The organism is Cetobacterium somerae (genome assembly GCF_022430525.1).
Taxonomy (GTDB): domain Bacteria; phylum Fusobacteriota; class Fusobacteriia; order Fusobacteriales; family Fusobacteriaceae; genus Cetobacterium_A.
The window spans coordinates 733,544-757,769 of record NZ_CP092519.1 but is presented as its reverse complement, the minus strand read 5'-3'; the positions used below and the strand labels follow the sequence as shown (position 1 = coordinate 757,769).

The 24,226-nt window shown below is 32.7% G+C and carries 16 protein-coding genes, 1 tRNA gene and 3 rRNA genes; 4 read left to right on the top strand and 16 right to left on the bottom strand.

The annotated features are described in order from the left end of the window. Nucleotides 1-6: 6 nt before the first annotated feature. The 12 genes from rlmD to MKD34_RS03330 form a co-directional block, all read right to left on the bottom strand. Nucleotides 7-1,368: a 23S rRNA (uracil(1939)-C(5))-methyltransferase RlmD gene (rlmD, locus tag MKD34_RS03385; protein ID WP_240219714.1), complete on the bottom strand. Its 1,362-nt coding sequence runs from the start codon at nt 1,366-1,368 to the stop codon at nt 7-9. 18 nt (nt 1,369-1,386) lie between these two features. Further along, the gene (locus MKD34_RS03380) at nt 1,387-1,659 is read right to left on the bottom strand and encodes a hypothetical protein (protein WP_023049562.1); all 273 of its coding nucleotides are present in this window, start codon (nt 1,657-1,659) and stop codon (nt 1,387-1,389) included. Nucleotides 1,660-1,677: 18 nt separating this feature from the next. Then, nucleotides 1,678-2,616: a 16S rRNA (cytosine(1402)-N(4))-methyltransferase RsmH gene (gene rsmH / locus MKD34_RS03375; protein ID WP_185891737.1), complete on the bottom strand. Its 939-nt coding sequence runs from the start codon at nt 2,614-2,616 to the stop codon at nt 1,678-1,680. 49 nt (nt 2,617-2,665) lie between these two features. Next, nucleotides 2,666-2,920, bottom strand: coding sequence for a YggT family protein (locus MKD34_RS03370; protein ID WP_023049560.1), 255 nt, complete (start codon nt 2,918-2,920; stop codon nt 2,666-2,668). A gap of 9 nt (nt 2,921-2,929) precedes the next feature. After that, nucleotides 2,930-3,499 carry a CDP-diacylglycerol--glycerol-3-phosphate 3-phosphatidyltransferase gene (pgsA, locus tag MKD34_RS03365; protein WP_040405889.1) on the bottom strand — a complete coding sequence of 190 codons (570 nt, stop codon included), beginning with the start codon at nt 3,497-3,499 and terminating at the stop codon, nt 2,930-2,932. 24 nt (nt 3,500-3,523) lie between these two features. Then, the gene (gene rimO / locus MKD34_RS03360; RefSeq protein WP_023049558.1) at nt 3,524-4,864 is read right to left on the bottom strand and encodes a 30S ribosomal protein S12 methylthiotransferase RimO; all 1,341 of its coding nucleotides are present in this window, start codon (nt 4,862-4,864) and stop codon (nt 3,524-3,526) included. A 95-nt stretch (nt 4,865-4,959) separates the two neighbouring features. Continuing rightward, a complete protein-coding gene (gene pnp / locus MKD34_RS03355) occupies nt 4,960-7,071 on the bottom strand; it encodes a polyribonucleotide nucleotidyltransferase (RefSeq protein ID WP_240219713.1) in 2,112 nt (703 codons plus the stop codon). A gap of 160 nt (nt 7,072-7,231) precedes the next feature. Beyond that, nucleotides 7,232-8,449 carry an FtsW/RodA/SpoVE family cell cycle protein gene (locus MKD34_RS03350; protein WP_240219712.1) on the bottom strand — a complete coding sequence of 406 codons (1,218 nt, stop codon included), beginning with the start codon at nt 8,447-8,449 and terminating at the stop codon, nt 7,232-7,234. Between the two features lie 43 nt (nt 8,450-8,492). After that, nucleotides 8,493-8,568, bottom strand: a tRNA-Asn gene (locus MKD34_RS03345). A 10-nt stretch (nt 8,569-8,578) separates the two neighbouring features. After that, a 5S ribosomal RNA gene (gene rrf / locus MKD34_RS03340) occupies nt 8,579-8,695 on the bottom strand. Between the two features lie 86 nt (nt 8,696-8,781). Then, a 23S ribosomal RNA gene (locus MKD34_RS03335) occupies nt 8,782-11,698 on the bottom strand. Between the two features lie 176 nt (nt 11,699-11,874). Continuing rightward, a 16S ribosomal RNA gene (locus MKD34_RS03330) occupies nt 11,875-13,387 on the bottom strand. Together the 16S, 23S and 5S rRNA genes with 1 tRNA gene alongside form the textbook arrangement of a ribosomal RNA operon. A 269-nt stretch (nt 13,388-13,656) precedes the next feature. Between MKD34_RS03330 and MKD34_RS03325 the strand changes: the two genes are divergently transcribed. Genes MKD34_RS03325 through MKD34_RS03310 form a run of 4 tightly spaced genes read left to right on the top strand, consistent with a single transcriptional unit; the run spans nt 13,657 to nt 16,568 of the window. After that, nucleotides 13,657-14,115 (top strand): tRNA (cytidine(34)-2'-O)-methyltransferase, encoded by a 459-nt coding sequence (locus tag MKD34_RS03325; protein WP_240219711.1) that lies wholly within the window; start codon nt 13,657-13,659, stop codon nt 14,113-14,115. Nucleotides 14,116-14,117: 2 nt separating this feature from the next. Further along, nucleotides 14,118-14,606 (top strand): dihydrofolate reductase, encoded by a 489-nt coding sequence (locus tag MKD34_RS03320; protein ID WP_240219710.1) that lies wholly within the window; start codon nt 14,118-14,120, stop codon nt 14,604-14,606. Nucleotides 14,607-14,661: 55 nt separating this feature from the next. Next, on the top strand, nt 14,662-15,969 hold the full coding sequence (locus MKD34_RS03315; RefSeq protein ID WP_240219709.1) for an OmpP1/FadL family transporter: 1,308 nt from the start codon (nt 14,662-14,664) through the stop codon (nt 15,967-15,969). 23 nt (nt 15,970-15,992) lie between these two features. Next, on the top strand, nt 15,993-16,568 hold the full coding sequence (locus tag MKD34_RS03310; protein ID WP_023051900.1) for a TetR/AcrR family transcriptional regulator: 576 nt from the start codon (nt 15,993-15,995) through the stop codon (nt 16,566-16,568). 56 nt (nt 16,569-16,624) lie between these two features. Here MKD34_RS03310 and MKD34_RS03305 read toward each other — a convergent pair whose 3' ends face one another. The 4 genes from MKD34_RS03305 to MKD34_RS03290 form a co-directional block, all read right to left on the bottom strand. Beyond that, nucleotides 16,625-17,326 carry a hypothetical protein gene (locus MKD34_RS03305; protein ID WP_240219708.1) on the bottom strand — a complete coding sequence of 234 codons (702 nt, stop codon included), beginning with the start codon at nt 17,324-17,326 and terminating at the stop codon, nt 16,625-16,627. Between the two features lie 18 nt (nt 17,327-17,344). Continuing rightward, entirely contained in the window at nt 17,345-19,636 is a 2,292-nt protein-coding gene (adiA, locus tag MKD34_RS03300; protein ID WP_240219707.1) for an arginine decarboxylase, read from the bottom strand. A gap of 131 nt (nt 19,637-19,767) precedes the next feature. Beyond that, entirely contained in the window at nt 19,768-22,287 is a 2,520-nt protein-coding gene (gene recJ, locus MKD34_RS03295) for a single-stranded-DNA-specific exonuclease RecJ (RefSeq protein ID WP_240219706.1), read from the bottom strand. A 17-nt stretch (nt 22,288-22,304) separates the two neighbouring features. Further along, nucleotides 22,305-24,143, bottom strand: coding sequence for a transglycosylase SLT domain-containing protein (locus tag MKD34_RS03290; RefSeq protein WP_240219705.1), 1,839 nt, complete (start codon nt 24,141-24,143; stop codon nt 22,305-22,307). Nucleotides 24,144-24,226 lie beyond the last annotated feature (83 nt).

Below are 24,226 nucleotides of genomic sequence, written 5' to 3'. Positions count from 1 at the left end.
GCCCTCCTATTTTTTAACTAATCTTCCCACTACTTCAATATGGCTTGTTTGAGGAAACATGTCCACTGGTTTTACTCTAACTAACTTATACCCTTCTCTTTCTAAAATTTCTATATCTCTAGCAAAAGTTGATGGATTACAAGATATATATACAATCTCTTCTATTCCAACTTTAGATATATTTATTAGACTTTCCTCATCAATCCCTTTTCTTGGTGGATCTAATATTATTGAATCCACTTTTTCTGCTTTTATTAATTTTCCTAGCTCTTTATTTACATCCCCACATATAAATTGAACATTTTCTATACTATTTTCTTTTGCAGTTTGAATTCCATCTTTTACAGCTGACTCTACAATTTCTATTGAGTAAACTTTCTTTGCTTTTTTAGATAGAATCATTCCTATTGTTCCTGTTCCTGCATAAGCATCTACAATTTTTTTGTTTTCTATATTTTCAAACATACTTATAGCTAAACTATATAATCTCTTTGTTTGATCCAAGTTTATCTGAAAAAAAGATGTTGGAGATATATTAAAATGAATATTATCAATATCCTCTTTAATTGTTTTTTCTCCAAAAATAAGTAGATTTTTATGACCTAAAGCTACATTGGTTTTTCTATCATTTAACGAAATATAAGTCGATGTAATCTCTTTAAACTTATCCATTACCTCTTTCAAAATGCTTTTAATTTTTTCAGAAACTTTTGTATCATTTATTATTAAAACTAACATAGCCTCATTAAAAGAGTTTGTTCTAACCATTACATGTCTCAATATTCCTGAATGTTTTTTTTCATCATACACAGTTACTTTATTTTTATTTAAATTATTTTTTAACTCTGTGATTATTTTATTTCCTAATACTGAATTCAACATATTATCTTCTACTTGAAATACATCATGACTTTTTCTTTTAAAGAATCCAGTTATAATTTCTTGTCCATTAAAAGAAAATGGTTCAATAACTTTATTTCTATAGTTTTTTTCAATAGGTGATTCTAATGTGTCCTCTATTAAAACCTCACTATTTTTACCTATTCTTCTTATTACATCCTCTACCATCTCTTTTTTATATTTTAACTGAGCAGTGTAATCTAGCATTCCAAAATCACACCCTTGAAAATCTTCAAAAGTTATATGATTTAAATCTTTAATTCTTTCAGCTCCAGGAGTTATAATCTCCTTTATTAAAGCTCTTCCATAACTCTTTTTTAAAGAAATTATCTCAACTTTTAAAATATCTCCAGGGACAGACATAGGCACAAACATAGCAAACTCGCCATTGTAATAACCTAATCCCTCTCCACCGTAGACTATTTTCTCTATCTTAATTTCAACTATTTGTCCTTTTTCTAGTTTCATAAATACTCTCCTTTATTTTTAAAAAGAGCTATCATCTATTTTAAAGAAATTTATCTTTTCAGAAATAACCATATTTTTTTGTTTATTCATTTCTTGTTCTATTTTACTTAAATCCATGAGTAAGTCATATTCATATATTCTTTTACTTCTCTCTTTTTCAAGCTCTCTTAATTCTCTTTCAATCTTCAAATTACTTTTTTCTAAATATGAGATTGTTCTTATAAGGTACCCATAAAATGACCAGATTAAAATTATACCAACAAGTGTTAATAAAACTTTTTTTCTCTTCATCAGGTCCTCCTTTTATTTTTATAATTTTTCGATAACTCTTAATTTAGCTGAATGTGCTCTATTATTAAATTTTAACTCATCTTGACCTGAAGTTATTGGTTTTCTATTTACCAATTTACCTTTAGGTTTTTCATTACATACACATATCGGAATCTCTTTTGGACATTTACACCCTGTACAAAGATCTCTAAACATATTTTTTACAATTCTATCTTCTAAAGAATGGAACGTTATTATTGCTAAACGTCCTCCTTTTTCTAAACTATTAAAAGATTTTGTTATTGCATTTTTTAATACATCTAATTCTCTATTAACTTCAATTCTGATAGCTTGGAAAACTTTTTTAGCTGGATGTTTTTCACTTCTTGGTGGATAAGCTTTTCTTATTATCTCTACAAGTTCTCCAGTCGTTTCAATAGGCTTTTCCTCTCTTCTTTGACAGATCAATCTAGCTACCTTTCTAGCAAATCTATCCTCTCCGTATTCAAAGAAAATTCTAACTAATTCTCCTTCTTCGTATTCATTAACAACTTCATAAGCTGACAACGCTTCTTCTCTATTCATTCTCATGTCAAGCTTTGTGTCATATCTATATGAAAATCCTCTTTCTGGATCATCAAGTTGAGTAGATGAAACTCCAATATCCATAAGAATTCCTGTAACTTCATTAGCTCCAGCCATATATAAAACTGTTTCTATATTTTCGAAGTTACTTTTATATACAGACCATTTTTTCCCATATTTCTCTAGTCTTTTTTTTGCAAATTCTATTGCTTGATCATCTTGATCTATAGAAATTAATCTTCCTTTATCACTAATTTCTTTTAATATACCTTCAGAGTGTCCTCCTCCTCCTAAAGTACAATCTACATATATACCATCTTTATCTGTTATTAAATTTTCTAATGTTTCATAATATAAAACTGGTATGTGGTATTCACTTTCTATTTCGTGCATTTTTGTTCCTCCTACAAAAAATAGAGAAGCCATTGGCCTCTCTATTCTATTATAATAAATAAAAAATAATATATCTTAGAATCTTCAAAGCAAAATAAGCCAATACTGGTGACAAATCTATTCTAACATTTCCCATAGGTATCAAAGTCCTAAAAGGTTTTAAAATTGGCTCTGTTAAAGCATATACAAGATTTGTAAAGTCATTTCTTGAATATGGAGCTAACCAAGAGATTACTATTCTTATTAATATAAGTATATTCATAATTTCAAAAGCTAAATTTATAATTCTGTAAATTAAACCCATATTTTCTCCTTATTTCTCTCCTAAAAAGTAATGTTTTGCTTTTACTGAGTATTCCCATCCAGACCAAATTGTTAAAACAACTGGAATTAATGTCATATAAAAATAAATTGTTTTATACAAAGTTTCTTTTTCAGGAGTATTTCCTAGCCCAAAGAACAGCATAATTATAATCACAATCATTTGAGTAGTTGTTTTATATTTCCCTAAAATTCCTGCAGGAATCACTTCCCCTTTTGCTGCAGCTATAGTTCTTATCCCACTAATTAAAAATTCTCTTGCTATAACAACAATAGACATCCATGCTGGAATATAATCTAATTTTACAAAGATTACCAATGCTGATATAACAAGTATTTTATCTGCCAAAGGATCCATTATCTTACCCAAATCAGTTATTAAATTATATTTTCTTGCTATATATCCATCTAACCAATCTGTCAGCGATGCAAAAATAAATATACCAAACGCTATCATTCTATACAAAGTATGATGTGTAGTCCCTGCTGATTCTTGTAAAAAGTATATAAAAGGTATTGCTAATATTAATCTAATTGCTGTAAGTTTATTTGGCAAATTCAAGACTGACTCCTCCTTATTTTAAGACTATTTTATTTCGTTTTCTACAATTGCCCCTATATAGTCATATTCAAAATTTTGTTCTATTTTTACTTTTACTATTTCCCCTTGTTTTGCAGTTCCATCATTTGTTAAAACTTTTCCATCTATATCTAAAGCTTGTCCTCTAGTTCTTCCCTCTAGCATAAACTCACTCTCTGAAGAAATACCATCAATCATAACTTCAACAACTTTTCCAATCATTGCTCTATTTTTTATCTCTGCAATTTCAGCTTGTAAATTTGTTAATTCAGCCCATCTTTTTTCTTTTATTTCTTCTGGAACTTGATTCTCTAAATCATGTGCAACAGTTCCCTCTTCTCTAGAGTACTTAAATACACCTACATAATCAAATTTAAACTCTTTTATAAAATCTTTTAACTCTTCAAAATCTTCCTCTGTTTCCCCTGGGAATCCTACAATTACAGTAGTTCTGATTGTTGCTTCAGGAATTTCAGTTCTTATTTTATTTAAAATTGATTTTATATGATCACCTGATTTTGCTCTAGCCATATTTTGTAGTATATTTCCTGAAATATGTTGAATTGGAATATCAAAATATTTACAAACTTTTGGTTCATTTTTTATAACTTCAACTAGTTCATCTGTTAATGAATTAGGGAACATATAATATGATCTAATCCACTCTATTCCATCTACTTTTGCTAATTCTTTTAATAAATCAGGTAAAGCTTTCTTTTTATATAAATCAATTCCATACTCTGTTGTTTCTTGAGCTAATAAATTTATTTCTCTTACTCCATTTGCTGCTAAAGCTTTTGCTTCTTCTACAATATCCTCTATTGTTCTACTTCTTAAATTTCCTCTAAGTTGAGGTATAATACAGTACGTACATCTTCTATTACATCCTTCTGCTATTTTTAAATAAGCAGTGTGAGGATTTGTTGTTAAAATTCTTTCTGTTCCTGCATCTGCTAAGAATTCAAAAGAATCACATCTCACAATTTTAGAATCCTCTAAAATTGTATCTACTATCTCTTCTATTTTATGTATTTCACCTGTACCAACTACAGCATCTATTTCAGGAATTTCTGAAATTAACTCATCAGCATATCTTTGCGCTAAGCATCCTGCAACAATTATTTTTTTTACTTTTCCAGAGTTTTTCTTTTCTGCAACTTCTAATATTGCTTGAATTGATTCCTCTTTTGCATCTCCAATAAATCCACATGTATTTACTAAAACAACATCTGCCTCTTCTAAATCATTTGTTATTTCAAATCCTTTTCTAGCTACCATTAGCCCTATTAAGTGCTCACTGTCAACTAAGTTTTTACTACAACCTAAACTTATTAAACCTAATTTCATTTTTTACCATCCTTCATTTTTTGTTGCTTTTATTTCTATACGGAAAAATAACACAGAGGTTGAAGTCCTCTGTGTTATCCCCCTTAATTTTAAAATTATTCAGCTGCCATTTCTTGTAATAATTTCTTTCTACTTAAACTGATTTTTCCATTTTCTGTAGAAATTACTTTTACTTCAAATGTGTCTCCAACTTTTAATACATCTTCAACATTAGCCACTCTTTCTAAAGATATTTCTGACACGTGAAGAAGTCCCTCTTTTCCTGGTAATATTTCCATGAAAGCTCCAAACTTAGCTATATTTACTACTCTTCCTAAATATACCTCTCCTATTTCAACATCTTTAACATATCCATTTACTAACTTTATAGTGTCCTCTAAAACATCTAATCCTTTACAGAATATAGATACTCTTCCATCATCTTCTATATCGATAGTTGCACCTGTTGCTTCTATAATTCCTTTTATATTTTTTCCACCAGGTCCTATTAAAACTGCAATTTTATCCTTCGGAATTACCATTTGGTGAATTCTTGGAACAGTTGGTGCTAATTCATTTGTATTTGATATTGTGCTATTCATTAATTCTAATATTTGTAATCTAGCATCTAAAGCTTGCTTTAAAGCTATTCTCATAATATCCTCTGATATTCCTGCAATCTTCATATCCATTTGTAAAGCAGTTATTCCAGTCTTAGTTCCTGCAACTTTAAAGTCCATATCTCCTAAGTGATCCTCTAGACCCATTATATCTGTTAATACAACATAATCATCATCTTTTTTGATTAGACCCATTGCAATTCCAGCTACATGTTCTTTAATAGGTACCCCTGCATGCATTAATGCTAGTGATCCTCCACAGATTGACGCTTGAGATGATGATCCATTAGATTCTGTTATTTCTGAAACTAATCTAACTGTATATGGGAAGTCTTCTACTGAAGGCATTACATAACTTAATGCTCTCTCTGCTAAAGATCCATGTCCTAGTTCTCTTCTTCCAGGTGCACCCATTCTTCCTGTTTCTCCAACTGAATATGGAGGGAAATTATAGTGTAGATAGAATTTTTTAAAATACTCTTCATCTAGACCATCTATTAATTGCTCATCCTCTTTAGTTCCTAAAGTTGCTACAACTAATGCTTGTGTTTCTCCTCTTGTAAATAAAGCTGATCCATGTACAATTGGTAAAACATTTACTTCTGCTGCTAAGTCTCTAATTTCTGTTGTAGCTCTTCCATCTACTCTATGTTTATTGTATAAAATAGCATCTCTAACTTGCTCTTTCATTAAATCGTGATAGTATTTTGCAAATTCTGCAACTACTTCTGCTGGAACTTCCTCTTCTCCAAAGTTTGCATTTACAAATTCTGCAAATAAAACTTCCTCTAATTGATCCACAGCTTCTTCTCTAGCTTTTTTTCCAGTTGTTAAAACAGCTTCTTTTAATTTATTAGCTCCATTCTGATCGATAAAGTTTTTAACTATCGGCATTACTTCAGGTGCTTGAAACTCTATCTTCTCTTTACCAACTAAAGCTTGGAACTCCATTTGGAACTGACATAATTTCTTTATATTATCATGAGCAAACATTATAGCTTTTAACATTGTTTCCTCATCAATTTCTTTTGCTCCTGCTTCAACCATGTTGATAGCATCCATACTTCCAGCTACAGATAAATCTAATTCACTTATTTTTAATTGCTCTGGTGTTGGATTTAAAATAAACTCTCCATCTATCATTCCAACTACTACTCCAGCTACTGGTCCCATAAATGGAATATCAGATACTGTTAAAGCTACTGATGATCCAACAATTCCCATGAAATCAGGAGTACATACTCCATCATATGAAAGTGTTGTATTTACAATATGAACATCATAATGAAACCCTTCTGGGAACATTGGTCTTATTGGTCTGTCTATTAATCTAGCTATCAGTGTAGCATTTGTTGATGGTCTAGCTTCTCTTTTATTAAATCCTCCTGGGAATTTCCCAGCTGCATAATATTTTTCTACATAATCTACTGTTAAAGGAAAGAAGTCTATTCCCTCTCTAGCACTTTTACTTCTGTTAACTGTACTTAATAAAATTGTATCACCGTATTGAACCATTACAGCTCCGTTTGATTGTCTTGCTATTTTACCAGTTTTTAACGTTAATTGTCTTCCACCTATTTCTAAGCTTAAGCTTACTTCATTAAACATTAAGTTTCCTCCTTTTAAATTGGTAGAGGATAAATATAGCAAATAATAAGGAACTAAAACTAAAGATTTTAGCTTTAATCTCTTACTACTTACCTTATATTTATCCTCTATATTCTTACATTAAAGTATATCATTTTTACATATAAAAATCAAAATATATTTATTCAACATTCATATTATGAATCAAACCAAGAGCTATCCCCATAGTTACCATTGCACTTCCTCCATAACTAAAGAATGGCATTGGTAATCCAAAAACTGGTAGCAATCCAACGGCTACAAATATATTTATTATTACTTGAGTTATTATTTGAGCACCCATTCCTAATGCTAAGTATTTTCCAAAATAATTTTTGCATTCTCTTCCTGTTACCATTATAAAGTGATATAATGCAAAAAATAATCCAACAACTACAAACATACCCATTATTCCAAATTCTTCTCCAAAAGTAGCCATTATAAAATCTGTGTGTATTTCTGGAAGGTAACTATATTTTTGAACACCATTAGCATACCCTTTTCCAAATAACCCTCCGCTACCAAAAGCATAAACTGATTGCTTCACCTGATAACCATAATCATCTGAATAATTTCCAAAAAATAATCCATCTATATAACTTTTTATTCTCATTATTTTATAAGAAGCTCCGTCTTCGCTAGCATATTTATAAACTGCTGCTAGTCCACCTATACCTAATATTCCTCCTAAACAACTAACTCTTAAAATCCATTTATCTTTTAATTTACTCATAAATATCATAAATAACCAAATTGCTAAATAGTGAATTGCTGTTCCCATATCTTTCTGAGCTAAAATTAATATACCGTAAACTCCCAAGTATATTAAAGCATTTACTATTGTCACACTTTCACTTAAATCATTATCTTCTGCTCTTGCCAAGCAATTTGCCATATTTATAACAAATGCACACTTTAAAATTTCAGCTGGCTGAATGGAAACAGGACCTAAATTTATCCAGCCATAAGCTCCATTTATTTTTGGAATAAATGGTAAATTCATTTTCCCGCCTATATACATTCCTAATAAAACGAAAATACTCGTTAAAAAAATAGCTCCATTTACTTTTCTATTGCTTAAAACTTTATACGTTAGTTTTAATTTTTTTATTTTACCAGCATTACCAATAAAAAGATATATTATAAAAAATATTAATATATACATAAAATGTTTTTTTATATTTTCTGGTTTCATATAAAATGCTGCACTAACCATATTAATAGAACTCAAAACCATCAGTATTACTATAACAAAAAAAAGTGAAAATCGTCTTTGTCTTAATCTCATTATTCTATTTTTAATTTTTTGTTGTTGGTTTTTTAAATTTTCTTGAAAAAATTGTCCAGTCGTATTTTCCATTTAATTTCTCCCTTTAAAATTCTTTTTACAAAAAATAAAAAAATGGCGCTTCTTGCTGGGCTCGAACCAGCGACAACACGATTAACAGTCGTGCGCTCTACCAACTGAGCTAAAGAAGCACTTTTTTAAGATTGGCAACTTCCTATCCTCCCAGGGGGCTGCCCCCCAAGTACTTTCAGCGTTTATGGGCTTAACTTCCAGGTTCGAAATGTTACTGGGTGTACCTCCATAGCTATCGTTGCCAATCAATATTTATTTGTGTGAACTATGAATTCTTCATAGTCGTGACTTTGTCACTTCTTGGATCATTCAAAACTATATAGTAGTATATTAAGGTTAAAACTTCGATATATTAGTATTGGTCAGCTAAAAGTCTCACAACTCTTACACCCCCAACCTATCAACCTCCTAGTCTCGAAGGTATCTTAAAGAGTACTTATCTTGAAGTCAGTTTCCCGCTTAGATGCTTTCAGCGGTTATCTGTTCCAAACGTGACTACCCAGCTGTGCCACTGGCGTGACAACTGGTACATCAGAGGTTTGTCCATCCCGGTCCTCTCGTACTAAGGACAGATCTTCTCAATACTCTAACGCCTACAGTGGATAGGGACCGAACTGTCTCACGACGTTCTGAACCCAGCTCACGTACCGCTTTAATGGGCGAACAGCCCAACCCTTGGGACCTTCTCCAGCCCCAGGATGCGATGAGCCGACATCGAGGTGCCAAACTCTACCGTCGATATGGACTCTCGGGTAGAATCAGCCTGTTATCCCCAGGGTAGCTTTTATCCGTTGAGCGACGACCCTTCCATTCGGAATCGCCGGATCACTATGTCCTGCTTTCGCACCTGCTCGACCCGTCAGTCTCGCAGTTAAGCTCTCTTATGCCATTGCACTCTGCGGTTGATTTCCATCCAACCTGAGAGAACCTTTGAACGCCTCCGTTACTCTTTCGGAGGCGACCGCCCCAGTCAAACTGCCCACCTAGCACTGTCTTCGAGGGTACAAACCTCAAATTAGAATTCCGACATAGTATGGTTGGTATTCCACCAGTGACTCCGCGTAATCTAGCGACCACGCATCATAGTCTCCCAACTATCCTATACATACGATGCCAAAACCCAATACCAAGCTACAGTAAAGCTCCATGGGGTCTTTCCGTCCTACTGCAGGTAACCGGTATCTTCACCGGTAATACAATTTCACCAGGCCTCCCGTCAAGACAGCTCTCAGATCGTTACACCATTCGTGCAGGTCGGAACTTACCCGACAAGGAATTTCGCTACCTTAGGACCGTTATAGTTACGGCCGCCGTTCACCGGGGCTTCAATTCGGAGCTCTCACTCCTCCTCTTAACCTTCCGGCACTGGGCAGGTGTCAGCCCATATACGTCGCCTTACAGCTTAGCATAGACCTGTGTTTTTGTTAAACAGTCGCCTGAGACTCTTCACTGCGGCCTCTCATAGCTTTGCGTCGCGTGTACGCTCACCATAAAAGGCACCCCTTCTCCCGAAGTTACGGGGCTATTTTGCAGAGTTCCTTAACGAGAGTTAGCCTGTCCGCCTTAGATTTCTCATCCTGACCACCTGTGTCGGTTTGGGGTACGGGCACTAATATCTTTAAAACGCTTAGAAGCTTTTCTCGGCAGTGTGGTATTTGCACCTTCCATCTTACGACTCCTCATCACACCTCACGTTTAGTCTAGCGGATTTTCCTACTAGACCACGCTACATGCTTGAACTGGCACTTCCGTTCGCCAGCGTGCATAACCTCCTGCGTCCCTCCATCACTTGATATCAGTGGCACAGAAATATTAATCTGTTTTCCATTCGCCTACGCAATCTAGCCTCGGCTTAGGACCCGGCTTACCCAGGGGAGACAAACTTTACCCTGGAACCCTTGGTCTTCCGGCGTGGGGGATTCTCGCCCCCATTCTCGCTACTTATTCCTGCATTCTCACTTCTGATACCTCCAGAGTTTCTTGTCGATTCTCCTTCAACGGCCTACAGAACGCTCTCCTACCAGTCGCTTACGCAACTCCACAGCTTCGGTTTATAACTTAGCCCCGTTACATTGTCGGCGCAGAGACTCTCGACCAGTGAGCTATTACGCACTCTTTAAAGGTATGGCTGCTTCTAAGCCAACCTCCTGGTTGTTTGTGAATCTCCACCTCCTTTCCCACTTAGTTATAATTAGGGACCTTAGCTGGTGGTCTGGGTTGTTTCCCTTTTGACCATGGAAGTTAATTCCCATAGTCTCACTCCTGAGCTCTAGAATTATGGTATTCGGAGTTTGATTGACTTCGGTAAGCAGTATGCCCCCTAGGTCATTCAGTGCTCTACCCCCATAATTGAACACTCAAGGCTGCACCTAAATGCATTTCGGAGAGAACGAGCTATCTCCTGGTTCGATTGGCTTTTCACCCCTAAACCTACCTCATCTCCCAACTTTTCAACGGCGGTGAGTTCGGGCCTCCACTGTGTCTTACCACAGCTTCACCCTGGACAGGCTTAGATCACCAGGTTTCGCGTCTACGCCCAGCGACTATGTCGCCCTATTCAGACTCGGTTTCCCTTCGGCTCCGTTAAACTTAACCTTGCCACTGAACGTAACTCGCAGGATCATTCTCCAAAAGGCACGCCATCACCCCAAAGGGCTCTGACCGCTTGTAAGCACACGATTTCAGGTTCTATTTCACTCCCCTCCCGGGGTTCTTTTCACCTTTCCCTCACGGTACTATGCGCTATCGGTAAGTAAGAGTATTTAGCCTTACGAGATATGGTCCTCGCAGATTCACACAGAATTCCTCGTGTTCCGTGCTACTTGGGAGAGATCATACATTTGATACGGTTTACCTGTACGAGGCTTTCACTCTCTACGGCAGGCCTTTCCAGACCTTTCCAGTTCGGCGTATCATAATGTCGAATACCTTGCAGTTCTTCAGACGATCTTCCCGCTACCCCGTAGATGCAACGGCTGCATCCTTGGCACATCTACGGTTTGGGCTCACCCCCGTTCGCTCGCCGCTACTTAGGGGATCGTTTTTACTTTCTTTTCCTCGCGTTACTTAGATGTTTCAGTTCACGCGGTTCCCTCTTTCGTGCTAAGACTCCATCTTAGCAGATTTCTCCATTCGGAAATCTTGGCATCACAGTTCGATTGCAACTCCACCAAGCTTATCGCAGCTTACCACGTCCTTCATCGGCTCTTACTTCCTAGGCATCCTTCGTGTGCCCTTAATATTTTAACCTTGTAATATAATTCATATTATTTAGACAGACTAACTACTCAATTTAAGATTGACTTAAAAATGAATTGTTAGTTAATTTAGAATATTTTCTCAATATCTACTATATAGTTTCCAATGTCCAAGTTTGATAGTAAAGAACACTATCAATCGAATAGAGAAAAAGTTAGTCTCCTTAGAAAGGAGGTGATCCATCCGCACGTTCCCGTACGGATACCTTGTTACGACTTCACCCCAATCGCTAATCACACCTTAGGAACATCCCTCCTTACGGTTAGGCCTGCTACTTCAGGTGCAACCAACTCTCGTGGTGTGACGGGCGGTGTGTACAAGACCCGAGAACGTATTCACCGCAACATGCTGATTTGCGATTACTAGCGATTCCAACTTCATGTACTCGAGTTGCAGAGTACAATCCGAACTAAGAACAGCTTTAAGAGATTAGCTCACCCTCGCGGGTTGGCAACTCTCTGTACTGCCCATTGTAGCACGTGTGTAGCCCAGCGTATAAGGGGCATGATGACTTGACGTCATCCCCACCTTCCTCCTGCTCATCGCAGGCAGTATCGCATGAGTGCTCAACTTAATGGTAGCAACATACAATAGGGGTTGCGCTCGTTGCGGGACTTAACCCAACATCTCACGACACGAGCTGACGACAGCCATGCACCACCTGTCACTAAGTTCCGGCAAGCCGGCACGAATCCATCTCTGGAAACTTCTTAGGATGTCAAACGCTGGTAAGGTTTCTCGCGTTGCGTCGAATTAAACCACATGCTCCACCGCTTGTGCGGGTCCCCGTCAATTCCTTTGAGTTTCACACTTGCGTGCGTACTCCCCAGGCGGATCACTTATCGCGTTAGCTTGGGCGCTGAGGTTCGACCCCCAACACCTAGTGATCATCGTTTACGGCGTGGACTACCAGGGTATCTAATCCTGTTTGCTCCCCACGCTTTCGCGCTTTAGCGTCAGTATCTGTCCAGTGAGCTGACTTCTCCATCGGCATTCCTACAAATATCTACGAATTTCACCTCTACACTTGTAGTTCCGCCCACCTCTCCAGTACTCTAGAAAAACAGTTTCCAACGCAATACGGAGTTGAGCCCCGCATTTTAACATCAGACTTATTTTTCCGCCTAGACGCGCTTTACGCCCAATAAATCCGGATAACGCTTGCGACATACGTATTACCGCGGCTGCTGGCACGTATTTAGCCGTCGCTTCTTCTGTTGGTACCGTCACTTTCTTCTTCCCAACTGAAAGCACTTTACAATCCGAAGACCTTCATCGTGCACACAGAATTGCTGGATCAGGCTTGTGGCCCATTGTCCAATATTCCCCACTGCTGCCTCCCGTAGGAGTAAGGGCCGTGTCTCAGTCCCCTTGTGGCCGTTCACCCTCTCAGGCCGGCTATCCATCGTCGCCTTGGTGGGCCGTTACCCCACCAACTAGCTAATGGAACGCAAGGCTCTCTCTTGGCGCATATAGCTTTCATAAGTTTCCCATGCGAGAATCTCATAATATCCGGTATTAGCTGTCGTTTCCAACAGTTGTCCCAGACCAAGAGGCAAGTTCCTTACGCGTTACTCACCCGTCCGCCATCCTCATTACCCGAAGGTAAATTGAATCGACTTGCATGTGTTAAGCATTCTGTCAGCGTTCATCCTGAGCCAGGATCAAACTCTTCATTCAAATATATTTAAAGTCCTAAGACTTACGTTTACACCATTTATTGGTTTGCCATTTCTGGCATTTTGTTATTTTCATAACTTCTGACTATTTTCTCTATTCGGTTGTTAATGTCCTTTAGTTTTCCTTCGTCTGCGGTGTTTCCCGCTGACAAAAATTATAGTACCATAACTTTTAAACTAAGTCAACAACTTTTTTTATTTTGTTTTATAATTATTTTTATGATAAAATTACATATATTTTTAATATATATTATTTTTTAGGAGGATTTTATGAATATAGTACTAATGGAACCTGAAATTCCTTATAATACAGGTAATATCGGAAGAAGTTGTGTTCTTACAAATACAACCCTACACTTAATTAAACCTTTAGGGTTTTCTTTAGATGAAAAACAAATTAAAAGATCTGGTCTTGACTACTGGGAATTAATCGATTTAAAAGTATGGGAAAATTATGAAGAGTTAAGAGCAGCTTACCCTGAATCTAATTTTTATTTTGCTACTACTAAAACTACACAAAAATATTCAGATGTAAGATATAATCCAAATGATTTTATTGTTTTCGGTCCTGAGTCTAGAGGAATTCCTGCAGAAATTAGAGAAGCTAATAAAGAAACTTGTATAACTATTCCAATGATTAAAATGGGTAGATCTCTTAATTTATCAAATTCTGCTGCTATAGTTCTTTATGAAGCATTAAGACAAAATAATTTTGATTTAGGAGAGTAAACATGCTTTCACTCATCGTAGCAATGGATGAAAATAATTTAATTGGTAACAATAATTGTATGCCTTGGAATATCCCTGAAGATCTAAATCTTTTTAAAGAAATTACTAGTAATAGCATTGTAATTATGGGAAGAAAAACTTTTCAATCAATTGGAAAACCTCTTCCGAATAGAATCAATTTTGTTTTGACTAAGGATAAGAATTTTTTTCACAAAGATATCCAAATATTTAACTGCCCAGATAACGCTTTAAAAAAAGCGTTATCTTTACAAAAAATTACTAACAAAAAAATTTTTATTATTGGTGGAAAAACTATCTACGAATATTTTTTACCATTAATTAATGAATTTCATTTCTCTTATATTAAAGGTAAGTTTTTTGGAGATACCTTTTTTCCTGAAGTAAATACCTCTAATTTCTATATAGCTAACACAAGAGAATTCAAAGATTTCATCTATATACACTACATAAAAAACACTTGTAATTTTTAAAAACATGTGTTATATTACACTAGTAATTGTTAAAATACTAGGGAGGATTATATTAATGAACAGATTTAAATTATCGTTACTAGCTTTAATAGCTAGTTTAAGTGTTTCTACTATGGGAGCATCTATAGATCATATTCAAAATTATTCAGCTGAATACGGTGGAAACCCAGCACAACAAGGTGCTATAAATGTAGGGTCTACAGTTTACTTCAACCCAGCTGGTTTAATGAGATTAGAAAACGGAACTTACATTGTTGGTGGAATTCAATATGCCTTTGGTGACCAAAATATGAGTCAAGGGGGAAGAGATTTTTCAACTAACCTTTCTTCACCTATACCTAACTTTGCTCTTTATAAAAAGACAGATGATGGAGCTTACTTCTGGACAATGGGAGGAGTTGGAGGTGGAGCTGAGTTAGAATATAAAAATAGTATTCCTTTATCCGTAAATTTATTAGGAAATAATATCGATTTTAATAATTTCTTAGATAATACACATGTAAAAGGTTCTAATATGTATGCTCAAACTACTTTAGGAAAAGCCTTTAATTTAACAGATAAATGGTCAGCTTCATTAGCAGTTAGAGGAGTTTACGGAAAAAGAACTTTAAAAGCTAATGCTCATGTTGAAAAAGATGTAAAACTAAGTGATATTACTGGAAAACCTATACCAAGCTTTATGAATCCTTCTCTTTTCAAATCTGGCGATGCATCAATTGATTCTGAAAGAGAAGCTTATGGATTCGGTGGACAGTTTGGTCTAAACTATGCACCAAATGACAGATTAAACATTGGATTTAGATATGATACTAAAGTAAAATTAAAGTTTAAAACTAAATCTGATATTTCAGATTCTACAAAAGGAGCTCTTGGTATAGGTGTATCAGATGCACTTTTAGGACTATATCCTGTTTATAAAGATGGAGAAAAACTTAGAAGAGATTTACCTGCTTTAGCTGCTCTAGGAGCGTCGTATAAAGTTACAGAACAATGGACTACTTTTGTAGGTGGTAACTATTACTTCAATGAGTCAGCTACTATGGATAGAATAGGGAAAACTAATGTAGACTACAAAAACGGATGGGAGATATCTGTTGGATCTGAGTACTGGTTTACTCCACAAATCGCTTGGCTTGTTGGATTTAACTATGCTGATACAGGAGCTCCTGATAAGAGTTTCGCGGCTACTGAATACGCTTTAAACTCTACAATGTTAGGAACAGGAGTTAAATACAGACCTAACGAAACTGTAGAATGGACTGTTGCTTTCAATCATTATATTTATGATTCTAGAACAGTTAATGATATAAAATATGAAAAAGAGATATCTAGTATAGGTATCAACTTTGTAAAAAAGTTTTAATTTATAAAATTTAGGAGGAATTAATGCCCAAAAAAGCAATTTTTAAAAGAGAGCAAATACATGAAAAAGCTTTTGAGATGTTTGAAAAACACGGTTTAGATGACATTACTGCAAGAAATTTAGCTAAAGCTTTAAACTGTTCTCCAGCTCCAATCTATAGCTGTTACTCTTCTATGGATGAGTTAAAAACAGAACTTATAGAAAGAGCCAAGAAAATTTTCTTAGAGTATGTAATTAGACCTGAAACTGATATGGTCTTTCTTAATAGTGGTATCGGACTTTGTGCATTTGCAAGAGAAGAAAAACAACTATTTAAGTCAATATTTCTTAGAGACAATTCATACGGTAATCTCTTAAAAAAGTTTAGAGATCTTATGAAAGTTGAGATGGAAAAAGATGAGAGATTTGAAAATTTACCAACTGAGTTTAAACACGATCTTTTTCTAGATTGTTGGTTATTTGGACATGGTTTAGCTACACTCATTGCAACTGATTATTTTGAGAATCCTACAAACGACTTCATCAAGGATAAACTTTTAAACAGTGCTGCTGTAATGCTCTATAAGAAGTTGGATGACTTTAATTCAAAAAATAAATAGATTTTAATAAAAACCCACGAGATGAAATTATTAACATTTTCATTTCGTGGGTCTATTTAATTATTTATTTCTTTTATCTCTTTTTCTTCTTCTATTTTTTCAACTTTTAAAGAATATTTCGATGCTAACCCAAATATAATTGTTAATATTGATGTCATTAATATGTATATTAATAAAATGTAATAAAATATACCTTGAGCTAGATACATACTCAGTGTCACCACTATCCCAAATATAAAATCTACAAACCCATCTAAAATCAACACTCTTTTTATCACTATTAAAGTTTTATTATGAGTTATTCCTTCTGGTTCATAAATTTTAGTTACAATATGACTTATGCCTCTAAATGTTAAAAATGTTCCTATATAAAATATTACTATATAACCTTGAAGCTCTACTTTGGTAGCAGTAACTTTTTCTATTGCTAAACTAACCTCTTCTATCAAGTTTCTTTCTGCTATTAAAAGTTTATTTGATAAAAGTAAAAATCCTGAAAAAGATTCAAGTATTCCCCAAAAGAATATTTCACCCCAATGGAACTCTTTTTCTCCTATTCCAGAAAAAGAATAAATCAAATTTCCTATTCCTGTTAAAAGAAATAGGAAACCTAAAATTTTTACTACATCATCTAAAAATATTCCATTCCCAATTACTACTATAGCAACATAAATTAGAAATATCATACCCACTATTACATGATAAAACCACTGTTCTCTCAAAGACTTTCTTATTTTTGTAGTTAACTCTCTATACATGGTCTCACCGCCATTTTTTTATTTCTTTACACAAAGAACATGATATTCTTCATCTATAACTGCCGTTCCTTCTGTTTCATGTTCAAATCCTGGAAATTGCTTATCCCATGTAGCTAAAGCTCTTAAATAAGATATTTGAGCACTATCCGCTGCACCAAAACTTTCTCCTGACATTAACATTGGAATTCCAGGTGGATATGGTATTACAGCATTTGCTGCCACTCTTCCTTCAAGCTCTTTGGCAGGAACAAGTTCTACTTCATTTTTAACTATTTTATTATACGCTTCTCTAGGACTCATAACCTGCTCTGGCAACCCCGAATAAGCTTCATTTAAGTATTTTCCTAAATTATGCTCTTTTAGATATTGGAAGATTTCATCTCCCAACTCTTTCATCCCTAAATTTCCGTATCTCTCTTCCCTTCCTTCAACCAATTCTGGGAATATCTTTCTTAATGGAGTATTATTATCATATTCTCTTTTAAATGAAACTAATAAGTCTAATAATGTCCCCCATTTACCTTTACTGATTCCCATCGAGAATAAAAACATTATTTGGAAATCAGTTGTTCTTGTTGGAACTACACCGTATTTTGAAAAATAATATGAAATCAATTGAGCTGGAACACCTTTTTCTGCCAATTCTCCATCTTCATTCATTCCAGGAGCTAAAATGCTTACTTTTATAGGATCTAACATTGCCCAATCCTCAGGTAGCCCTTGGAATCCATGCCATGTATCTTTTGGATCCATTCTCCAACAAGATTGTTCTGTCATTAATAACTCTGTTGGAGCATCTTCAAAATTATAAACTTTTCCTGTTTTAGGGTCTTTTACTGTTTCAGCATTCCAAGGTTTAAAGAACCATTCTCCTTCTTGTCTATATTCTTTATGATATTTCCCTACCATTTTTCTAAAATCAATAGCTTCTTTTAATACCTCATCTGTTAAAAATTTACCTGTTTTACCTTGCATCATTGCTGCTCCAACTTCATTCGATACTGCAATTGCATAAAGAGGTGAAGTTGTCGCATGCATCATATAAGCCTGATTAAAACGTTCCTCTATTATTGGATTTTTTCCTTTTCTCATATGTACATATGAGGCTTGAGATAAAGCATTTAATAGTTTATGAGTTGAATGTGTTGCAAATACTGTTGCATTACCTTTATAATCTTTAGCTTCTCCTCTCATTGCATAGTGATTTTTATACATTTCATTAAATCTAGCATATCCATACCAAGCTTCGTCAAAATGTATTCTCTCTATATATGGTTGAAATAAATCCTCTACCTTCATTGCATTGTAACAAACTCCATCATAAGTACAGTTTGTTACAACTGAATAGATTGGATTTTGTGATTTCATCTTTTCAGGAACTAATGGACTTTCATCTATTTTTTTAGCAACCTCTTCTTTTTTCATTTCATTTGGCAATATCGGTCCGATTATTCCATATCTATTTCTTGTTGGTTTCATATAAACTGGTTTTGCACCTGTTATTATTAACCCTTGCTCAATAGACTTATGACAATTCCTATCCACTAAAGCTATATCTTCATCTGTTAAAACACCTTGCATTATTGTTCTATTAGAACCTGAGGTTCCAACAAGAACATTGTATGATCTATCAGCTCCAAATACTTTTGCTGCTAGTTTCTCTCCCTCTAAAAATGCTCCTGTATGGTCTAATAAGGACCCTATAGACGTTCTTTCTATTCCTGTATCTGATCTAAATAAATTTTCATCATAAAAATCAAAAAATCTTCTTCCTAAAGCTGTTTTGGTAAATCCAACTCCTCCTTGATGCCCAGGAGCAGCCCACGAATATTCTGCTACTTTATTATAGTTAAATACAGCTTTTGTCAATGGAGGTAGTAAATTATCATTATATCTCTCTACTGCCCTTTGAATTCTCTCTCCTAAAAATCCTATCTCTTCTTGTAAAATCCAAATTATCTCTTCTACATGCTCATAAACTTCTCTACTTAAATTTTCTAAAGCATCAGCTTTATGTGTTAATAAAAATACAGGTACACCCTCTTGACTTTCATGCAACTTATTTATAACATCTATTGCTTCTTTCTCTTCTTTATTATTTGGCCAAGATAATAATAAACAATCTATCCCTTTATCATATGCTACTACATCTTCTAAGTCCTCATACGAATCTGAAGTATAAATCCCCATACATCTTCTTTTTATTTCATCTACTAATTCTTCAATTCTATTTCCAATCTCTGTTCCTTCTTTAATCCCCTCTTTAAATAGTACGACTTTACTTCCATCGCCATAAACTATTTTTTTCATAAAGTTTACCCTCCTTTTATACAAATAAATTTTTAAGACTAATTTTTTAATAAACAAAAAAAACAGGAATATCATTCTCTTCCTGTTTTTTCTATTTTTTTATTAACTTTCCTACTTTAAATAATTTCTTTTTATAAAATAGTTCTTATATCTTCAGAAGCAAATATTTTTTCTCCTTTATTCATACTCTCAATTATTCTTTTTTTATCTTTTAATGGAAGCATTATACTAAAAATATTTTCATGATATTCTAACTCATCTATGCTAACTACTTCTACATTTGAAGGAATTTTATAGTCATCTTCTATATATTCAACAGTATCACAATAAATCTTATTATTTGTTACAAATAAATTATAATCACTCACTTCTAAAACTTCATTTCCCATATAAACATAAAAATCATAACCTTCTTCTCTTCTCTTCCCCTCTTTTACAATTAATACTTTTTTTCCAAGCATTTTATAATACATCTCTATTGTTTTTACAACTGTATCCATTCCTCTTCCTGGTTTACAGCTAACAACTACATTTTTCTTATCTTTAAATATCGTTTTTAAAACTTTTTTTTGTAACGAATTATATTCTAAATCTCCTATTAAAAACTCTTTTATCTCTTTAAATATTTTTCCAGTTTCAAAAGATAAAGTTTTAAATTCATCGTCTTTATGTATCCAAATATGAACATTATAATTTTCATCTTTTCTTATTATTTTATCAATCTTAACATTAAATCTATACCCGTAATAATCATTCAATTTTTTTAAAATTAATTTTGTTTGATTATCTAAAAACCCAATACTATTTCTTCCAATATTAATAGAAACTTCTTCATTAATAAAACTAATATTTAACTTTTCATTTTCCAAATCTCTTCTTGTATAAAAAATAGATTTTATAGGAAACTTTAAATTATATAAACTTTCTAAATCCTTTATGTCATTCATAATCTTTTTAGATGGTTTTATATCTTCTATAAAAATCTTATATTGATATTTATCTTTATATGTCTCCATTTTAAGTTTGAAAGCTACATCAATCTCTTTATTATTAAGTATAGTTTCAAGCATATCTTCACTATTAAACCATACGCAATTTTTCATTTCTACTCCATTTTTTATTAAATCCATCATTAAATGATTTTTTTCTTTACCAATAGCCCTAAAGTTTGTGTATTTACAATTTCTAATCGCAAACATTGGTGAAGCATTCCCAAAACCATATGGTTCTAATAAAGATAACTTATCCATTAAATCAAAAGATATTTTTATCATCGAAAGCTCACAATCTATTTTTATAGGTTTTTTTGTATCCTCACTATTTAAATTTTCAACAGCATATTCATTCATTCTCTTTGAAAACTCCTCTATATTTTCAATAGCAATGGAAAAACCAGCCGCTCCTGCATGTCCACCATATTTAATAAAGATATCTCTCATCGAATTTAAAGCTTCTATCATATTAAAAGCTTCTGTACTTCTGCATGAAGCTGTTGCTATCCCTTCTAACGGCTTTATTTCCATAATAATAGTAGGCTTGTAATACCTATCTAGAATCTTTGAAGCTACTATCCCTATAACGCCATGATGGAATTTTTTCTCTGCAACAACAATCACACTATTTTCATCTAATTTTTCATTTTCAATTTTATCTATAGCTTTTTTTAAAATTTCTTCTTGAATCTCTTTTCTCTCACTATTTTTATTTATTAATTCATATATTAATTTATCACATGTTATATGACAATTACTAACAAAAAGTTCCACTGCCATTTTAGCATCTTCTAATCTTCCAGCAGCATTAAAAATAGGAGCTATTATAAATCCGACATCATATGTATCAAATTTTTTCTCCATAGGATTTTCAAACAATCTCTTCATAAGCATATTTAACCCTTGCCACTTACTACTTTTTAAAAGCTCTAATCCTCTCTTAACTAAAAGTCTATTTTCTCCCTTTAATGGAACTATATCAGCTATTGTTCCAATAGCTACTATATCTAAATATTTATATATTTCATTTTTTTTATCTAATTTCTTATACAGAGCAAGTAATAACATAAAAGCTGTTCCAACTCCTGCAAAATATTTATAAGAGTTTTTATTATCTTCTCTTTTGGGATTTACAATTGCATGAGCAGGTGGCAGTTCATTATTTATCTCATGATGATCTGTTATAATCATATCCATACCCAAAGCATTACAATGTTCAACTTCAGAAATAGATGAAATTCCACAATCAACCGTTATTATTAAATTTCCGCCCTCTTCCTTTATATAATTTAAAGCATCCTTGTTTAACCCATATCCTTCATCTCTTAGTGGAATATAGTACTTTACATTAATCTCTAACTCTTTTAGTGCTAAATAACAAAGGGATGTTGATGTTATTCCATCTACATCATAATCACCATATATCCAAATTGTTTCATTATTTTCTTTAGCTTTTAATATCCTTTCAACTCCTTTGTCTACATCTGATAAATCACTTGGATTCATTAAATTTTCTAATGTTCCATTTATGAAAAATTCAACTTCATCTTTTGATTCAATTCCTCTATTATATAAAATTTGTTCTATTTCTTTATCTAAATTATCATTTATACTTCTAAACTTTTCTGATTTAAATATCCATTTTGTATTTCTCATCATCTATACCTTTCTTTCATTTAATTATATATTGCACTATAAAATGCATATGTATAAACTATCTCTTCTATTTCAGTTTGAAATTTTTCATCCACTATTGTTTCTAATTTTAAATCTCCATCCAATTCAAAATTTAAACCTTTCAATACTTTTTCTCCATAAATATATTCTATTAACGTTTTTAAAATCATCCCATTATGTTTATCATATATTTTTTTTAGTATCTCCGTTCCTGTATCTATATTAATCTGTGGATTATAATAATACTCATCATTATTTTTAACTATTTTTTTTGGTATTCCCATTAATCCAAGTTTTTCAAATTTATTATTCTCGTTATCAAAACCACTTTCTATATACATGACTGTATATATCAACGATTGCGGTACCAAATATTTTTTTCTAGTATTTTGAACTTCCTCTCTGTAATATTTAGGATAAACATAGTGTAATAAATTTCTATATCTATAAAACTCTCTTCTAAATATATTAACCTTTTTAAAAGACTCTTTATAAAACTTACTTTCAATATAGCTATTCATTATGGTTATCTTATCTTGAATAGTTTCTGTATCTAAATCAAAGTTATTACTTTGCACGGCTAATTCTAATAACTCTGGATTTTTCAAAGCTCCAATTTGAGTTAAAGCATCTTTTAAAACTTCCTCCTTATATGTTTTTTTTATTTCAAAATTATTTATAGAATTCATATAATTTCTAACAACATAATTACTTGCAAAAAATACATTATAATTTGCTAATTGCCATGAATTCCTATCGTTTTCTATAAGTTTCGTATAAACCATATAATAAAGGCCTATCTTAGGATTTTCTGGATACTTATTTTTAAACTTGTTATATAATTCTATAAATTTTTTTCTATTTTGTAATTTTATATAAATATCTAATAATAAAGAGTCGATCCTTTCATTTTTTTGATTTGTTTTTTCTAAAACCTCTCGAGCTTTAGTATAATCTTCTATTTTATAATAAATCCTACCTATTCTAAACGCTGCTCGATCTTTAAGTTTTACATCCTCTATTTTTTCATAATTATAAATAGCTCTAGAGTAATCTTTATTTTGTTCATAAGCTACCGCTCTTATAAATAAAAAATTTGCCTCTCCTATTTGAATATCGTTTGTTAATTCTATAACTTTTTTATTTTCATCTAATTTCAATAAACTTTCTAAATAAATTATTTTTTGACTCACTTTATTTTCAGTATAACTACCTGCCTTATTCAAAATTTTAACTGTCTTTTCATATTCTTTTTTTTCATAAAAATAATTTGCTAAATCTAATAACTCTTCTTTAGTTAATTTATCAATTACTTTTAAATTATCTTGATATTTTATTTCATAAATATATCTATATTTTTCATTAGTTTTTTCTAATATTTTTAAAGCTTTTTTTTCATAAGGCTCCAGTTGTGGATCATAATAATTTGTTACTAATCTTTTATAGTACTCAATCGATTTATTTTTCTCATTTTTTAACTCATATATTTTAGCAACATTGTAATCTCTTCTGTATTGAAAATAGTTTGTTTTTTTAAATTCTTGTTTTACATAGTTTTGAGGAACATACACTGCTCTACTAAAAAACAAAAGCGCTTCATCATATTTTTTCATATCCATATAATTTTTTGCTATATAATATTTTGCGTAATTACTCGCCAATGGATAAGAATAAGGAAAGTTTTTTTGATAAATTTCATAATAAAATAAACTGTTTTTATAATCTCCTTTTTGATTAGCTTCTAAGCCTTTATTAAAAAATATATAATCATCAACATTATAGGAAAAACTTCTAATTCCAAGCATTATTGTTAATATAATTAGATATAAATATCTCATTTTTTCTCCCTCCATTGTCTTTGTATTTTTATTATATCATAATAGTTTTTAGTATAAAATTTATATTTTCTAAAAAAAATAGT

Excerpts from the sequence above, each read along its gene's own strand:
- rlmD (WP_240219714.1), bottom strand. The coding sequence starts at position 1,368 with ATGAAACTAGAAAAAGGACAAATAGTTGAAATTAAGATAGAGAAAATA.
- MKD34_RS03380 (WP_023049562.1), bottom strand. The coding sequence starts at position 1,659 with ATGAAGAGAAAAAAAGTTTTATTAACACTTGTTGGTATAATTTTAATC.
- rsmH (WP_185891737.1), bottom strand. The coding sequence starts at position 2,616 with ATGCACGAAATAGAAAGTGAATACCACATACCAGTTTTATATTATGAA.
- MKD34_RS03370 (WP_023049560.1), bottom strand. The coding sequence starts at position 2,920 with ATGGGTTTAATTTACAGAATTATAAATTTAGCTTTTGAAATTATGAAT.
- rimO (WP_023049558.1), bottom strand. The coding sequence starts at position 4,864 with ATGAAATTAGGTTTAATAAGTTTAGGTTGTAGTAAAAACTTAGTTGAC.
- pnp (WP_240219713.1), bottom strand. The coding sequence starts at position 7,071 with ATGTTTAATGAAGTAAGCTTAAGCTTAGAAATAGGTGGAAGACAATTA.
- MKD34_RS03350 (WP_240219712.1), bottom strand. The coding sequence starts at position 8,449 with ATGGAAAATACGACTGGACAATTTTTTCAAGAAAATTTAAAAAACCAA.
- MKD34_RS03325 (WP_240219711.1), top strand. The coding sequence starts at position 13,657 with ATGAATATAGTACTAATGGAACCTGAAATTCCTTATAATACAGGTAAT.
- MKD34_RS03320 (WP_240219710.1), top strand. The coding sequence starts at position 14,118 with ATGCTTTCACTCATCGTAGCAATGGATGAAAATAATTTAATTGGTAAC.
- MKD34_RS03315 (WP_240219709.1), top strand. The coding sequence starts at position 14,662 with ATGAACAGATTTAAATTATCGTTACTAGCTTTAATAGCTAGTTTAAGT.
- MKD34_RS03310 (WP_023051900.1), top strand. The coding sequence starts at position 15,993 with ATGCCCAAAAAAGCAATTTTTAAAAGAGAGCAAATACATGAAAAAGCT.
- MKD34_RS03305 (WP_240219708.1), bottom strand. The coding sequence starts at position 17,326 with ATGTATAGAGAGTTAACTACAAAAATAAGAAAGTCTTTGAGAGAACAG.
- adiA (WP_240219707.1), bottom strand. The coding sequence starts at position 19,636 with ATGAAAAAAATAGTTTATGGCGATGGAAGTAAAGTCGTACTATTTAAA.
- recJ (WP_240219706.1), bottom strand. The coding sequence starts at position 22,287 with ATGATGAGAAATACAAAATGGATATTTAAATCAGAAAAGTTTAGAAGT.
- MKD34_RS03290 (WP_240219705.1), bottom strand. The coding sequence starts at position 24,143 with ATGAGATATTTATATCTAATTATATTAACAATAATGCTTGGAATTAGA.